Origin of the sequence: Niabella agricola (genome assembly GCF_021538615.1) — a bacterium.
GTDB classification, from domain to species: Bacteria; Bacteroidota; Bacteroidia; order Chitinophagales; family Chitinophagaceae; genus Niabella; species Niabella agricola.
Genome location: NZ_JAJHIZ010000003.1, coordinates 2,997,987 through 3,013,955 on the forward strand (window position 1 = coordinate 2,997,987; position 15,969 = coordinate 3,013,955).

Sequence of the window (15,969 nt, forward strand, 5' to 3'; positions counted from 1 at the left end):
ATGAAAAAACGAATTCTGATAATGACCCTGGTCTTTTTCACCGGAGCTGTGGCTGCTGGCCAAAAGATCGTTATTCGCGGCAGCGTAAACCTGCTCAGTAAAAGTAAAACAATTAAAATATCAGGACTTCCCGATGCGTGGATTAAACCGGACGGCAGTTTTGAAGTAAGCGGCACTGTTCGCGAACCCCATGTGGCCCTGATTGCAACGGATAGCTCGGGCGCCAGTGCCATTTGGCTGGAAGCAGGCGTATATACCCTGGAATGCCAGGAAATAAGGATGAACGGAATCCAGGCTGTTTTAATGCGGATCCCGGCGCTAACAGGGCCATTGGATGCCATGATCTATAACGACTATCAAAAAGCAACCTGCAGCGGATTTGCCGGGTATAAAACGGATGACGAAAAGAAAACTGCTAACAGGACGGGACAAGGGGAACGGGCATTTTATTATGTCGACAGTATTATAAAAAAATACCCTGGGTCCAGGATATTGCCGGATATCATCCGCAGCACAAAGCACTATAGCGGGTATGATGGAACAAAGGCGCTGATTGCCAAACTTTCACCAGCCCAACTGGCAACCGAAGAAATAAAGCGGCTCATGAATGGGTTGCAACGGAATGAGGCAATTGGCAAAGAGAGCGGTTTTGAAAACTTCTCCATGCAGACAGCTGACGGAAAAATATTTAAACTTTCTGACGTTAAAAATAAAAAGCTGATACTGGTTGATTTCTGGGCCAGTGATTGCGGCCCCTGCCGGATCACACATCCGCGCCTGATAGAGCTGTACAAAAAATATGCAGACCGGGGTTTAGAGATCATCAGTGTTTCGCTTGACAGCGACAGGGAGAAATGGCTGAAGGCTATTAACGAAGATAAAATCGGCCAATGGGTCCATGTATCCGATTTAAAAAACTGGGAGAGCCCGCTGGCAAAAAAATACGCGGTATCGTTTATCCCCTTTCGCTTTTTACTGGATGCGAATTATAAAGTTCTCAGCCATGATGACGATGGTCAGATATGGGTGACGCCGGGAACCGTGGAGGCTGAAATAAAAAAACGCGGCCTGTAAATGAAACCAAAGCGGGTTTAAACGGGCGGTTTACTGCGCTGCTTTATGATCATAACTCACCACCCGCTTTAGTTTCCATGTATGGTCTTCCAGGATCCATAAATGAGAGAACCGGGCAGCGCCAACCTTCCGCCACTGTTGGTGTTCTAAAATATGAAACGTGTGTACCCCTTCCTGTAGCGCACCATACAGAACGCCCTTTTTGGAAAGGAGATAAACGGCCATACTTCCGGGTACCAATACGCGTTTTACTTTATTGGCACTGCCACAAATATTGGTTTTTACGGAGGCTATGAATGCCGTCTTTCCTATGGTAATGCCGGATATATCATGATAAAACTCCAGGTCTTCAGCAATAAGACTATCATAAGATGATAGATCGCAATGATTAAATCCCCGTTCAAAAAGCAGGCTGTCGTATTGCTGCAACTGTAAGAACAAGGACGATTGTTGTGTTTCCTGCGCATGTGTTGCGCCCGAACGAAGGGCAATGGTTAGTGCTAAAAAGATCTTTTTTATTTTTTATGATATTTTAATTAGCTACATCATTGTTATTAATACTTCTTTTGCCCCGCTTGATATCCTGCTTTAGTTTGCCAAATTTGTAATTAACACTGATGCCGGCCTTTCGGAAATATGCTTCTGTAAAATCAGTTTGTGTAAAGTTGGAGCCTGTTATTTCGGTGCGACTGGTGCGGAAGCGGGTAAACGGGTTGTTGACATAAGCAGACAGAGCAAGCTTACGATTCAGCATGTTTTTACTTAAGCTGAAGCTGGTGGCAATAAAACCGTTAATGGTGCCCTGCACCTGCGCGGGAGCAATGTTCCTGCCATAAAAATCGGCAGAGGCACCGGCGATCCAGTCTTTGGAAAAGGTATAGGTATTATTCAGGGATGCGGAATAAATAAAGCGCTTGAGCTTTTGGAGCCGGGCATCGGCATCAGATTCAATCCAGAAATGCGCCAGGTTGCCGTTAACCACTGTTTTAAGGGCTTTTGTAATGGCCAGGTTCAGGTTCATATTCAGCATCAGTGCGGCAATATCGCCGGAGTTGGAATAGGTGATATAGGTGATACGGGTGGCCGGATCGTAGCGGGAAGACCGCAGGTCAAAATTATGCGCAAAGGCATAACTGAGCCCGATATTAACGGATTGTTTTCGGTTAAAGCCATATCCCAGGTCAATATTGTGTAGCAATGTGGCCTTCAGATCGGGGTTCCCGCTTTCTTCAAAGTCGGGGTTGGAGCGGTTTACAAAAGGATTCAGCCGGTTAATACCGGGGCGTTTGAGGCGTTGGCTGTACCCCAGGTTAAAATAACTGCCATCGGCATTATTCCGGTTCATTACAAGGGTCGGTACCAGGTTGAAATAGGTTTTATTTACCTTGGTGCGGGTAGATTGAAAACTGATCTGGTTGATGGTTTGCTCCAGTCTTGCCCCGGCTTTAAAGCTCCATTGGTTTAAAGCCAGCTGATAGGAATTGTATGCCGACAATACTGTTTGATGATTGGCAAACACATTTTGCTGTTCCGGGTCTTCCTGGAAAACGTTGTTCATGTACCGGAGGGTACGAAAATTACTTTCGTTTTTCCGGAAAATAGCCTTTACGCCCGCTTCCAGTTTTATTTTTTTCAGGGTCTGGATATAATCGGCCTGACCTGTATGTTCCTGCGTGGATGTGTTGTTCAATTGGTTAAAATCCGGATCATCGTATTGAACCCGTTCATCGAATACGTTTTCTGAGTGATTCCTGGTTTGATACTGCATAAAGCGATAAGAGGTGGTAAATAATTTTGATTTATCTTTTTTAAAACCCAGTTGGTAGTTCAGCGAACCGTCAAAACCATTGTTCTTTCCGCCGGCGGTATTGCGCTGGCGGTATTGTTGTAGTAACGAAGCGGTACCTTCCAGCATGGAAAGCCTTGAAACGGATCCTTTGGAAGTAAAACCGTTCGCATTGAGCTGGGCGGTGAGCAACTGCAGGGAATCGATCTCATAACTGAACTGTGAACCGATATACCGCCCGTGGTTATTGCTTTTACTGGAGCCCGAAACCGATAGAACGGTAGGAAGGTCGCCGGTTGTGGAGCGGCTGGTGCCTGTTTGCACCAGCGGGCTCCAGGAGGCATTGGCACCGCCATACAGCTCTACCCCGAATTTTTTTTGCGTGGCCGTAAAAGAAAAGCCGGCTCCGGGTCCGCCCGCCGGAGCGCTCCCATTCAGGTTAACGGTACCCTTATACCCTTCTCCCACTTTTCGGGTGGTAATGATGTTAATGATGCCGGCAAGCCCTTCTGCATCATATTTTGAAGGGGGCGTTGTATATACTTCTATGCTTTGGATAGTGGATGCCGGCAGGCTTTTTAGTATTTCCATGGCATTGTGATCCATCATACCGGAGGGCTTCCCGTTGATCAGGATCCGGTAACCAGACTGCCCTTTCAGTAACAGATTGCCTTGTGCATCCAAAGAAAGATAAGGTACTTTTTTCAGAATCTCCAGGGTGCTGCGGAATTTGCTTTCCGGGTCGGCTTCTGTGTTATAGACGAGCTTATCAACTTCCCTCCGGATCAGCGGCTGTGTGGCAGACACGGTAACCGCTTTCAGTTCCTGTGACTGTGGCTTTAGCAAAATGGAGTAATCCGGAAACAAAACAAGAGTATCTGCGGGTAGCGCTTTTTGATGATAGCCCGTTGCGGTAACAATAAGCCGGCTGGCGGATGGCCGCGCAACGGTAAAAAAACCGCGCTCGTTACAGTGAAGCACGGTATCCGGAAAAGCGGTATTGGAAAAAACGGCAATGGTGGCAAATGCCAGCGGTTCTTTTGAAAGGCTGTCTTTGACAATCCCCGAAAGAGCTATGGGTTTTGGCGACGTTTGTGCATGCACAAAGGAAGACGCAGCGGTGGCCGTAATCAGGATGAGTACCATAAGAAGACAGGCGGCAGGTTTCATATTTATAATGGCTGGGCAATAAGCCTCCCCTTACGGGAAGCGGCCCGTTTTTAAAGCAGCGGAACGGTAGTTCTCCGCCGGTATGATGAATAAAGGGATGTTAACGGCGCCGGAATAAAGACCTTCCGGCAGGCATATTTATGGTTTTACTTTTTTGCGCAGTTCCTCAATTTCTTTTTCTTTTTGTTGCAGCAGGCGGTTTAATGCTTCCTTGGAAAGATTCACCGGCTTATCCGTTCCGCCGTTATACCGGTAGGTTCCCGAGTCCTTGGTCTTTGCGGTATCCGTTGCCGCAGATGGATAGCGGTACGTTCCGGCGGATGATGCTTTGGTTGCAGTATCAGCACCAACAGCAGGTTCCCGCCATCTGTAAGAAGTGTCTGTTCCTTCCGGGGTGCTGCTTTCAAGGGGTTCATTTTCACCCTTAAGGCTGCCGTCTTCCATCATCGTATAAGCGGTATTAGGGCTGTAGAAACGGTAATTTCTTCTTTCCCGTATACGACGGATACCGGATCTTCCGGATTCTACATCAATATCAAGCGTGTTTAACTTTTCATTTACAGAAGGATCCATTTGTACTTTTTTGCCCACCGGCACCTGTGCGATTACCTGCACCCGCTGAAGACGGTATTTACTGGATTTATCTACTGAGAAGCCGCTGGCCAGGTCCAGTACGCTATCTGAAGATTGCACGGTATATTGGATCTTGTTCAAACGGGCCAGGGCATCTTCATCGGTTTTACCGAAGCTTTGACGTTCGATGGATACATGATACAATGAATCGGCGCTCTTATCAAACCGGATGGAAATATCGGAGAGTTTTAACGTGTCTTTGTTCAGGCTAAACCCCGAAACCCGGTCGTTGCGATCCCGCAGCCAGGTGAAATCTCCGTTAAATTCCAGCTCCGGCTGGGAAACGGTAAGGATCAGCTTGTTGTTTTTGGGTTGGGTAATAGATACCGGTGTTTCGGTCGTTTGTGCCCGTTTAAAATCTTTTGAAATGCTGCTGATGAACAGTACCAGGAACACCCATCCAAAGGCCCAAAGCCCGCCAAACAGCCAGTTCAAATAATTACCCGGAGTGGTTACATTAAGGATCATACGGAAGAGCCAGATTACCGCACCAGCGATGGGCGCGCCGATAAAAAGCAATACGGTGGCCCATGCCAGGAACTGCTGATTTTCGCTGGTCCATAAGAAATTATTAAAAGGGGCAAATACATAACCGCTGAACAGCAGGGCCATTAACCCGATAAAAAGTGCGAAGACAATGGTGCCGAAGATGATCAGGAAAAAAGCCTTAATCACCACTGCGATCCCATGCCCCAGGCCCCGGGCGCCTCTTCCGGCAGCATTTCCAAATTCACGGCCAAAATTCCGGCCATAGGTTTTACTGGAATGGCCAAAGCGTTCTGCCGACTCCTGCACTTCTTTTCCCCAGCTTTTTAACCGGCTGGAGACATCTCCCATCGAATTCTGTACATTATTCTTAATCGAATTAAGATCGACCGGCTGGCCATGCATTTCCATTTTTTCATAAGGGCTGATGGCTTCCGGTAAAACGATCCAGAGAATGATGTATACCGTCAGGAAGGTTCCGCTCACCGAGCTGAAGAATACACCCCGGAAGGGATCAAAGTCGCCGTGACTGAAAATGCCATTGATGATGCTGAGAATAAACGGCAGCACAAAAATCAGGCGCACGGTATTGGCCTCTTTGCCAAAATAGGCGGCAATACCGCTGGCCACGCCACCAATCTTTTTATCATCCGGGTTGCGGAACAGTCGTTTGCCTTTGTAACCTTCCAGGTTCCGTGACGGTAAAAAAATCCACAACAGAATGTATATCAGAATGCCGGCGCCAAACCCCCCAAAAGCGATAATGGCAAACAGTACCCGTACAATGGACGGATCAATATTGATCCAGTTAGCGATGCCGCTGCATACACCACCCAGCACCTTGTTGTTGGCATCGCGGTACAATTTCCGGCTGCCTGCAGAAAACGGATTATAACCGCTGTGTGAAGCCCCCGTTCCTGCGTCTTCTGCAAAATCCTCCGGCCGCCCCATAGTGGCAATCATTTCATCCACGTCATCATCGGTAATATGCGGGGCTCCTTTTCGCAGCTTTTCGAACATCAGCTCGGAAAACCGGGCTTCGATATCGGAAAGGATCTCTTCCTTGCCAGGTTCTTTCGAAAAATGAAGACGCAGGCTTTCCAGGTACTGTTGTACCTTTTGTGCTGCCGAATCTTCAATGGCAATGCTGCGGCCACCCAGCTGTATATTGATGATCTGTTTCATTATCGTTGTTTTGTAGTTATTAGGGTTTTTGTACTTAAGGTATTTACTGCGTTTGATAGTTCGTTCCAGGTTTGTTCCAGTTCCTTATAAAAGTTTTCGCCTTTGCCGGTGAGTGAAAAATATTTTCGGGGCGGTCCGCTACTACTTTCCTTCCAGCGATAGGTAACCATTTCTGCATTCTTCAGCCGGGTAAGCAGGGGATACAATGTTCCCTCCAGGATCTGTAAGCCTGCAGCCCGCATTTCTTCAATAATATCACTCGGATATGCCTCACCTCTTTTTATAACGGAAAGAATACAAAACTCCAGTATCCCCTTTCGCATTTGGCTCTGTGTATTATCGATGTTCATTTTTACTGGTTGTAGCACAAAGGTATTGGCAAAATTTAGTATTTGGCAATGCATAGTACCTTGTTTGGTGCTTTTTACCGGTTGAAGAAGATAAAATGTCGGTGAATAACGGTAGCTTCGTTGAGGTCAATAGTGAAGAGGTAACAGTCAATAGTGATAATGTAAGGGAAAATGCATTGGATGATCCGTTAATATGCCTGCTCCGTTTATGAAGAGCTACTCTCTTATATTATTATCTAAAGGCTGATGCTGATCGCTGAAAGGCTGGTTCTCAAATCTAAACCTTACATATGAACATATTTATAACGAAACAGATTCCACAGGCCGGCCTGGATCTTTTACGGGAAGCGGGCATCTCATATACCATTGCCGAAAAAACACTGCTGCAGGATGAACTGATCGACCGGCTAAAACCGTTCGATGCCTTGCTGAGTGCCGGTTTTGTAAAAGCAGATGCCGCCTTCCTACAGGCCTGCAGTCATTTAAAAGTAGTGTCCCTGTTTTCTGTAGGGTTTGATAATGTTGATATTGCCGCCGCCACCCGTTTGGGGATCCCTGTTGGCAATACGCCGGGGGTACTGAGCAGGGCCACGGCAGATACGGCCTTTTTGCTGATGCTGGCCGTATCCCGCAAAGCCTTTTACAATTATCATAAGATTTTGGATGGAAAATGGCAGGAATTTGAGCCAGTTGCCGATCTGGGTATGGAGCTGTATGGAAAAACGCTGGGGGTGTTTGGGCTTGGAAAGATTGGTTATGAAATGGCAAAGAAATGCCGGGCGGCTTTTGATATGGATATTATTTATCATAACCGCAGCCACAATGAAATGGCCGAAAGAGACTTGGGTGCCCGCTACGTTACTTTTGAAGCATTGCTGGCACAAAGCGATGTGCTTTCGGTGCACGCCAATTTTTCGCTGGAAACAAAAGGCCTTTTTAATAAGGAGGCCTTCGAGCAAATGAAACCCGGTTCTATCTTTATAAACACTGCCAGGGGTGGTTTGCATAATGAAACCGACCTGAAGGAGGCGCTGGACAACCAAACGATTTGGGGTGCCGGCCTCGATGTAACCAACCCGGAACCGATGGATCCTCAGAACCCCCTGCTCAAAATGCCCAATGTATGTGTGCTGCCGCATATCGGCTCGGCCACCGTTGAAACCCGCAACGCGATGGCCGTAATGGCGGCAAAAAATGCGATCGCAGGTTTAAAGGGCGAGCGGTTACCAACGATTGTAAACCCGGATGTGTATGCATAACACCTGCTGTGTATCTGTAGCAGGCTATAAGGCTGGCAGATTTATTGGTTCCGCAGATCCTGGAATACCCTGCTTTGATCGCCAATGGCTGCATACAGATACCGTCGGCGACTACTTCCGGGCACTCAGCGGACAGGTGTTGTACCGGGCCTGTATAAAAGGTCAATAGGCTCTTCCGATGGTATCGCAGGCAGCCTTTATTAAAGACCGGTCATCTGCGGCATCGTGTCCGATTTCCCAGAACATGATGCCATTACATCTTAATTTTGCATCCGCGGCTTTTTTCTTAACGGTAAGCTGGCCGTTGTAATAACTGGTGAAAGTGCTCCCGTCTGTTTTGGTAAGTATTGCAGAATCTGAAAGATAAAGAGGCGCAGGCCCCGCACTGACACCGGTGGCCAATATGGTTTTGTAAGAAGTGGTGATCTGCGCAGCACCCGCATTGCGGCCATAACCGGGAATGCCGGCTACCAATTTTTCCCGGGGCAGGTTCCTCGTATTGAGCCAGTAGTTCATACAATAATTATACAGGTTGATATCCGTATGCTGCTTGTAGGAGATACTGGTACTAAAGTCGTCGTAGATCATGACATTGAAAAAATCAACATACCCAAATACTTCAGTTCTGATGGCATCGCGTATGGCTCCTGCATAACGACCGGGTGTAATGGCTGCAGTCAGATAATACTTCCCGTTTCTATGCAGGGAATCCGAAAGTTCTTTCATCAGAAACGTAAACGTACTGTCGGTTCCATCGGTTGTTTTGGGGTATTCCCAATCGATATCAACACCATCAACGTTTAACTGGCGCACTTTGATCATCAGGTCCCGGGTAAAGGAATTCCTGCCGGAGGGGGTTGCTGCCATTTTTGTAAAGTTCGCCGCATTATTAATACTTATGAATATTTTAGCGCCGTTGGCTTTGGCTTTTACATAAACAGAATCGAACTTTTCCGGGTTGGTAATATCTACAGTTCCCTGTGCATTTACACTAAAAAAAGCATAATTGATGATATTGCACATTTTGAACATCCGGTCCGGGTATTCGGCTACGGTTCGGTAACTTGGAAAATATCCAACTACATAAAATCCAAGATTGGGTGGCAAAAACACCACATCTTTTGGCGGTGGTTTTGCCGGTAAATCCACCGTTCCTTTTTTACAGGAAACCAAAAAGAAAGTGCAGCAACCGATAATGATGGTGCAATTGATCAAAAAATTTTTCATACAGCCTTTTGGTTTAGTTTGTATAAATATAGCAGCTATTTACAATATTTTTATCAACGGATCAAAAGGATCTTTAACAGGCGTCTAAAACTCAGCGCAAAAGAGTGGGGCGCTCTTCCGGGCGGCAGAATAACTTGCAAACATTTGTTGTATGTTTGGGCGCTTGTTTGAAAATAACAACCGCTATTTTCTTATTAAAAAATAATGATCGAATGAAGAAAAGTTTTCTGTTACTGCTGGTTTTGGTTACCGCAGTGTTCCGCTCCTATGCGGATGAAGGAATGTGGCTGCCACAGTTGCTGGGTCAGCAGGTGTATAACGACATGGTAAAAAAGGGCCTGAAGCTGACAAAAGACCAATTGTACAGTATTAATAAAAACTCGCTGAAGGATGCCATTATCATCTTCGGCGGAGGCTGTACTGGTGAAATTGTGAGTGCGGAGGGATTGATTTTTACCAATCACCACTGCGGGTATGATGCCATTGCCAGTGCCAGTACCGTTGACCATAACTACCTGCGCGATGGTTTTTATGCGCGTAATAAAGGAGAGGAAATAAAAACCAAATTAAGCGTGCAATTCTTACTGCGGATCGAAGATGTGACCAAAGAAGTTACGGATGCATTGGGTACGCTAAGCGGAAAAGCACGGGCCGATAAACAAACCGAAGTGCTGGCAGCGATCAATAAACGCATGAGCGATGCGGCGGCCAGTATTGAAACCCGGATCAGCCCGGTATTTAAAGGCAACCAGTACCTGGCTTTTGTATATGAACGCTACAGCGATATACGGCTGGTAGGAACACCTCCTGAGGCCGTTGGTAAATTCGGTGGGGATACGGATAACTGGGAATGGCCGCGTCATACCGGTGATTTTTCGGTGTTTCGCGTATATACCAACAAACAAAACAAGCCGGCAGCCTATGATCCGGCCAATGTGCCCTTAAAACCCAAATGGTTCCTGCCCGTTTCTTTAAAAGGTGTTAAGGAAGGCGATTTCGCGATGATCTGGGGATATCCCGGAGGTACCAACCGGTATGAATCTTCTTACGGGATCAAACTGGCAACAGATGTTAACAACCCTACCCTTGTGGAACTAAGGGATGTGCGCCTGAAGTATATGTTTGAGCAAATGAAAAAGGATCCGGCCATAAAACTGAAACTGGCTTCCAGCTATGCCAGTATTGCCAATTACTGGAAATTTTTCGACGGAGAAACCAAACAACTGCTGAAATACGATGTATACGGGCAAAAGAAGGCAGCGGAAGATCAGTTCAATGCCTGGGCAAAAGGAAAACCGGAATACCAGGATATTTTTTCAGACTGGGCAAAGGCGTATGACGCCTGGCGGCCTTATGCAAAGGCAAGGGTATACCTGAATGAAGGCATTATGGGCTCTCCGCTGATCGCCTTTGCGGCGTCCCTTACGGCATTAAGAAATGCGCTGGCTGCTGAGGCGCCCAAAGAAAGCATCGCCAAAATTGCGGCCGGTCTGTCAGAAGCGCGTGCCGAATTCTTAAAGGAAGAAGACAAACCGTCTGATCAGAATATCCTGGCAGCGGTTACCCAAATGTACTACGAACATGTAGATAAAAGCCAGCAGCCGGAGGCTTTTTACAATGAGTTACAGTCAAAATATGGCAACCTTGCGGATGCGGCTACCTATAAAAAATATGCAGCCGATGTATTTGCCAGCAGCTTTGTATTTGATGATGCAAAATGGAAGGCCTTTGCGGAGAACCCGGATCTGAAAACACTGGATGCGGACCCGGCATTTGCACAGGCGGGAGCGTTCATCCGGAACTATCAGCAGGGAGTTGGCCCTAAGTACCAGGAATTTACGGCAAAAAATAACGATTATGGCCGTTTATACCTTAAAGGCGTAATGGCCATGAACCCGGCAAAGGCAAAAATGATGTACCCGGATGCTACCTTCACCATGCGGGTCAGCTACGGACAGGTAAAGGCATACAAACCCCGCGACGCCGTATTTTATGATTATGTAACCACTTCAAAGGGGATACTGGAAAAATATAAACCCGGTGATTATGAATATGACTTACCTGCAAAGCAGATCGAATTATTAAAGAAAAAAGAGTTTGGTCAATATGCCGACCCTGTGCGCAAAGACCTGGTGGTAGGCTTTATTACTACCAATGACATCACAGGCGGTAATTCCGGGTCGCCGGTGATCAATGGCAATGGTCAGCTGATCGGCCTGGCTTTTGATGGTAACTACGAGGCCCTGAGCCATAAACTGGCTTTTGATAAGGATCTGAACCGGACCATTAACGTGGATATCCGTTATGTATTGTGGTGTATTGATAAACTGGGTGGTGCTACCAATATTATCAGCGAATTGAAGCTGGTGCGGTAAATCGGAAATCTTTTAAAAAGAGGCTGTCAAAAGTCTGTCATTTCGCGCGTAAGGTAGTGAAGCCGAGAAATCTCCTGTATTAATTTCCAGGTAATGCGATTTCTCTGTTTTCGCTTCGCTTCACCCGGAATGACGGTTTCAGACTTTTGACAGCTTCTTTTTATGGATCCTGCCATAAAGGAAAAGGAATGCACCCGAATATTTCTTATTTTTAGGAGGCTGTTGCGATCTTTTCAGGCATTACGTTTTTATTTAAAGCCATTTTGAAAAATAAATTTGTGTTTTTATGCAACGCGTTACTATTTCTATGCTGCTTATGACGATTATTTTAGGGGCGTCCTGTAAAAAATCTTCCGAAAATGCTACAGAAGCGTACCGGGATCTTTTAGGAGCCTGGAAACTGATGGGTACAACAGGAGGTTTCGGCCAATTGCTGGTTCCCTATCCCCAAACGGAACAATATATTTTTTTGAACACGGACGGAACCATGACCGTATACAACGGAAAAGATAAAAAGACAGAAAAAGCTACCTTTATCATTTATGAACAGAAGGTATGTGGAATGACGAATAAATCGACGATGCTCCATACCTCTTATAATTCAGGGACGAATTATATTATTAAGCTAAATAACGAAGGTCAGCTAACGATTGGGTCCCCGGAATGTGTGAATGATGGCGGGGTGAATATTTTTGAACGGACCTATCTAACTTTGCCTGCCGGTTTTGCTTCAAAACAGGAACAGTTGTATTTTTAGCATATGCAAGCATTAACCATTACAAAGATCGACCTTTACAAACTGTTCATCCCCTTAAAGGAGCCTTTTATTATTTCCCTCGGGCCGCTTTACAACGCGGAAAGTGTGATTGTAAAAATAGAAACCAATGCCGGCATCACCGGATGGGGAGAATGCAGCCCGTTCATGAGTATCAATGGTGAATCGGCAGATACCGGGCTGGTGGTAGGCCGGTACTTTGAAAAGGCGCTGCTGGGCAAGGATCCCCTGGCCATTGGCGAACGGATCGCGGACATGGACCGGATCATTTACGGAAACAAAAGCATTAAAAGCGCCTTTGATATGGCGCTGTATGATATTGCCGCAAAACATGCGGGGCTGCCGCTGTATCAATTTTTAGGCGGCGACCGGAACAAAGAGATCGCCACCGATTATACCGTAAGTGTGGGGGCGCCGGAAAAAATGGCGGCCGATGCTTTAAAAATAAAAGAACAGGGGTTCCCAGTTATTAAGGTAAAGATCGGTAAGGGCGGCCCGCAGGATGTGGAACGGGTCCGGGCCATACGGGAGGCTGTAGGCAACGAGATTCCGCTGCGGGTGGATGCCAACCAGGGCTGGAGCAAGGATGAGGCCATTGAAACGCTCAAAGCGCTGGAGCCCTTTAAGATCCAGCATTGCGAAGAGCCCATTCCCCGCTGGGAATTTATGGAGCTGCCTGATATAAAAGCGCAAAGCCCCATTCCCATGATGGCAGACGAAAGCTGCTGTGATCAGCACGATGTACAACGGCTGATCAAAATGGGGGCCTGTGACCGTATCAATATCAAACTGGGGAAAAGTGGCGGCATCTATAATGCCCTGCAAATGATCCGGCTGGCAGAAGCGGCAAATATGGAGATACAGATCGGCGCCTTCCTGGAATCGCGGCTGGCCATGACGGCTTTTGCACACCTGGCGCTTTGCAGTAAGCAGATTGTTTATTTTGATTTCGACACCGCGCTGATGTTTAGTGAAGATCCTGTAGAGGGTGGTATCGTGTATAAAGAAAAAGGAGTGATCGGGATGCCTGAAGTGCCGGGAATAGGGGCGTTGGTTAAGGAAGACTTCCTTAAGCCGGCATAATCGATATAAGCGATCAGCATTTAGCCATCAGCGTCTCAATTCCGAATTCTAAAAGCTAAATGCTGATCACTGTTGTTACTGCGGCTCTTTGGCCAGCTTCTGTTCCCACTCCCAGGCGGTACGCATCATATCATCCAGTCCGTATTTTATATTCCAGCCCAGGCTTTTTACGGCATGGTCATTATTGGCATAGATGGCGATCACATCGCCTGGACGGCGGGGGCCGATCTCGTAATTCAGTTTGGTGCCGCTTACCTTTTCAAAAGACCGGATGGCTTCTAAAACCGTAACACCGTTGCCGGTACCCAGGTTGAAGATTTCGTAATTGCTTTTGTTTTTTATTGCTTCCAGGTATTTTATCGCCAGCGTATGCGCATGCGCTATATCGCTTACATGGATAAAATCGCGCAGGCAGGAACCGTCACGGGTATCGTAATCAGCCCCATAAACCGTCATTTTAGGCAGTTTGCCAATAGCGGTTTGAGTAATGGCCGGAACCAGGTTCTGCGGGCGGCCGATGGGCAGTTCTCCGATCTGGATAGAGGGGTGCGCCCCTACCGGGTTAAAATACCGCAGTGCAATCACATTGGTGTCAAACACTTTTGCAAAATCGGTCAGGATCTGTTCGCCCATTTGCTTGGTAGCGCCATAGGGCGACTCTGCCGGTTTGGTGGGAGTGGTTTCTACTACCGGTATGGAATCGGGGTTGCCATAAACGGTGCAGGAAGAGGAGAAAACGAAATAAGGCGTGTCAAAATCCCGCGCACATTTTAAGATGTTGATCAGAGAGTTCAGGTTGTTTTCATAATACACCAGGGGCATTTCTACCGATTCTCCCACCGCTTTATAGGCCGCAAAATGAATGATACCGGTGATATCCGGGTTTTCCTCAAAAATGGCATGGGTGTCATCAAAATTGCAAAGATCTACTTTATAGTTCTTTACTGTTTTGCCGGTAATTTTTCCTACATTTTCCAGTACAAAAGGCTGGGAACGGCTGTTATTATCCACAGAAATAACTTCATATCCGTTCTCAATTAAATCAACAATGGTATGCGACCCGATATAGCCACAACCTCCTGTCACCAAAATCTTACTCATATAAATATTATTGAGCTACAAAGGTGCGGATTTTTTGGTTAGGTTTCAGATGCCGGCCACGGTGCCGCTGAAGGCTAAGGGCTGACAGCTGATATCGGAAAAAAAAGTATCCGCATCGCGGATACTTTTTTTCATTTAATATTTGTTATTCAACATTCCTACTGGATCCCCGGCACCACCAGTTTCATAATAAAATAAACGATGCTGGCCAGCACTGCGCTAACAGGAATCGTCAGGATCCATGCCCAGATCAGGTTGATGGTAACACCCCAGCGTACGGCAGACAAGCGCTTGGTGGCACCTACACCCATAATAGACCCGGTAATGGTATGTGTGGTACTTACAGGAATCTTCATAGCCTCAGTAGCAAAAAGGGTAAGCGCGCCAGCCGTTTCGGCAGCCACCCCTTCAAAAGGTGTAACCTTGGTAATCTTGGTGCCCATCGTCTTTACAATTTTCCAGCCACCGCTCATGGTGCCCAGGGCAATGGCGGTATAACAGGCCAGCGGTACCCAAACCACCATATGGTTAAGGTTGTAGGAACCGGGATCATATGCCACCAGGGCGGCCATAATAATCCCCATTACCTTTTGCGCATCGTTTCCACCATGCCCGATGCTGAAAATAGCCGAAGACACCAGCTGCAGCCGTTTAAACCAGATGTTGGCCCGATGAGCATTGAGTCCGCTCAAAAACAGGGAGAAAATGGCCATAATGATCAATATCAGCCCTAATAGGATGTATTTAAAGTTGTGTGAGTAAAAAATGACCTTTAAAAAATAAGACTCATAATGCGATTTGAGTTTGGCTGGATCGGTTTCCAAAACAAAACTCAGGAACACAAATACAGCAGCAATTACCAGGAAGGAGAAGAATTTCACCCGCCAACCTTTTTTAAAAGAGTTGATAAACCAGATGGAGAACAAAAAGGCTACGATCATACCGATAATAGGTGCCAGGAAAATAAACGCGGCAATGGTCAGGATCACGCTCGAGTTAACAGCAGTAAAGGGATTCCCCGCGCCCATTCCGATGGCATGAGAAATGCCGGCGCCTGCAAATCCGCCAATAAGGGTATGTGAAGAGGAGGATGGAATACCCCGCCACCAGGTAAAAAGGTTCCAGATGATGGCAGCAATCAGCCCGGCAAAGATCACATTCAGGTCGATAAAGTTTTCTTTCACCGTTTTTGCGATGGTATTGGCTACACCATGATCTTTAAATATGAAATAAGCCACAAAATTGAACAGGGCCGCCCAGATCACCGCCTGAAAGGGAGTCAGTACTTTTGTAGATACAACGGTAGCGATGGAATTGGCTGCATCATGAAACCCGTTAATATAATCAAAGATCAATGCCAGGGCTATGATAACAACGAGGTAAGTAAACATAATTAATGGAATGTGCTGATTTGATAATAAGTCAGTGGCAGGGCATTTATACAAATATATAAGAAGCCACCAGT

12 protein-coding genes are annotated in these 15,969 nt (G+C 46.6%); 5 read left to right on the forward strand and 7 right to left on the reverse strand.

Going from position 1 to position 15,969, the window contains the following annotated elements; genetic code table 11:
* Nucleotides 1-1,074, forward strand: a complete 1,074-nt coding sequence (locus LL912_RS17970) for a TlpA family protein disulfide reductase (protein ID WP_235554986.1) — start codon at nt 1-3, stop codon at nt 1,072-1,074.
* 30 nt (nt 1,075-1,104) lie between these two features.
* Here the strand turns inward: LL912_RS17970 and LL912_RS17975 are convergent, their stop codons facing one another.
* The 4 genes from LL912_RS17975 to LL912_RS17990 all read right to left on the reverse strand — a co-directional run bounded on the left by LL912_RS17975 (nt 1,105) and on the right by LL912_RS17990 (nt 6,684).
* Complete coding sequence (locus LL912_RS17975; RefSeq protein WP_235554987.1) at nt 1,105-1,515, reverse strand: nuclear transport factor 2 family protein; 411 nt, start codon at nt 1,513-1,515, stop codon at nt 1,105-1,107.
* Nucleotides 1,516-1,606: 91 nt separating this feature from the next.
* Complete coding sequence (locus LL912_RS17980; RefSeq protein WP_235554988.1) at nt 1,607-4,030, reverse strand: outer membrane beta-barrel protein; 2,424 nt, start codon at nt 4,028-4,030, stop codon at nt 1,607-1,609.
* Between the two features lie 138 nt (nt 4,031-4,168).
* Nucleotides 4,169-6,334, reverse strand: a complete 2,166-nt coding sequence (locus LL912_RS17985; RefSeq protein WP_235554989.1) for a PspC domain-containing protein — start codon at nt 6,332-6,334, stop codon at nt 4,169-4,171.
* Nucleotides 6,334-6,684 carry a PadR family transcriptional regulator gene (locus LL912_RS17990; RefSeq protein ID WP_235554990.1) on the reverse strand — a complete coding sequence of 117 codons (351 nt, stop codon included), beginning with the start codon at nt 6,682-6,684 and terminating at the stop codon, nt 6,334-6,336. Before LL912_RS17990 ends, LL912_RS17985 begins: the two co-directional genes overlap by 1 nt.
* 290 nt (nt 6,685-6,974) lie before the next feature.
* On the opposite strand from LL912_RS17990, the gene LL912_RS17995 reads away from it, so the two are divergent.
* Entirely contained in the window at nt 6,975-7,943 is a 969-nt protein-coding gene (locus LL912_RS17995; protein WP_235554991.1) for a 2-hydroxyacid dehydrogenase, read from the forward strand.
* A 162-nt stretch (nt 7,944-8,105) separates the two neighbouring features.
* On the opposite strand, the gene LL912_RS18000 is transcribed toward LL912_RS17995, so the two are convergent.
* Nucleotides 8,106-9,170 carry a glycoside hydrolase family 18 protein gene (locus LL912_RS18000; protein ID WP_235554992.1) on the reverse strand — a complete coding sequence of 355 codons (1,065 nt, stop codon included), beginning with the start codon at nt 9,168-9,170 and terminating at the stop codon, nt 8,106-8,108.
* A gap of 212 nt (nt 9,171-9,382) precedes the next feature.
* On the opposite strand from LL912_RS18000, the gene LL912_RS18005 reads away from it, so the two are divergent.
* The 3 genes from LL912_RS18005 to LL912_RS18015 all read left to right on the forward strand — a co-directional run bounded on the left by LL912_RS18005 (nt 9,383) and on the right by LL912_RS18015 (nt 13,403).
* The gene (locus LL912_RS18005) at nt 9,383-11,545 is read left to right on the forward strand and encodes a S46 family peptidase (RefSeq protein WP_235554993.1); all 2,163 of its coding nucleotides are present in this window, start codon (nt 9,383-9,385) and stop codon (nt 11,543-11,545) included.
* Nucleotides 11,546-11,831: 286 nt separating this feature from the next.
* A complete protein-coding gene (locus LL912_RS18010) occupies nt 11,832-12,302 on the forward strand; it encodes a hypothetical protein (RefSeq protein ID WP_235554994.1) in 471 nt (156 codons plus the stop codon).
* 3 nt (nt 12,303-12,305) lie between these two features.
* A complete protein-coding gene (locus tag LL912_RS18015; protein WP_235554995.1) occupies nt 12,306-13,403 on the forward strand; it encodes a mandelate racemase/muconate lactonizing enzyme family protein in 1,098 nt (365 codons plus the stop codon).
* 75 nt (nt 13,404-13,478) lie between these two features.
* Here LL912_RS18015 and galE read toward each other — a convergent pair whose 3' ends face one another.
* On the reverse strand, nt 13,479-14,504 hold the full coding sequence (galE, locus tag LL912_RS18020; RefSeq protein WP_235554996.1) for a UDP-glucose 4-epimerase GalE: 1,026 nt from the start codon (nt 14,502-14,504) through the stop codon (nt 13,479-13,481).
* 158 nt (nt 14,505-14,662) lie between these two features.
* Nucleotides 14,663-15,895, reverse strand: a complete 1,233-nt coding sequence (locus LL912_RS18025; protein WP_235554997.1) for an inorganic phosphate transporter — start codon at nt 15,893-15,895, stop codon at nt 14,663-14,665.
* Nucleotides 15,896-15,969: the final 74 nt, after the last annotated feature.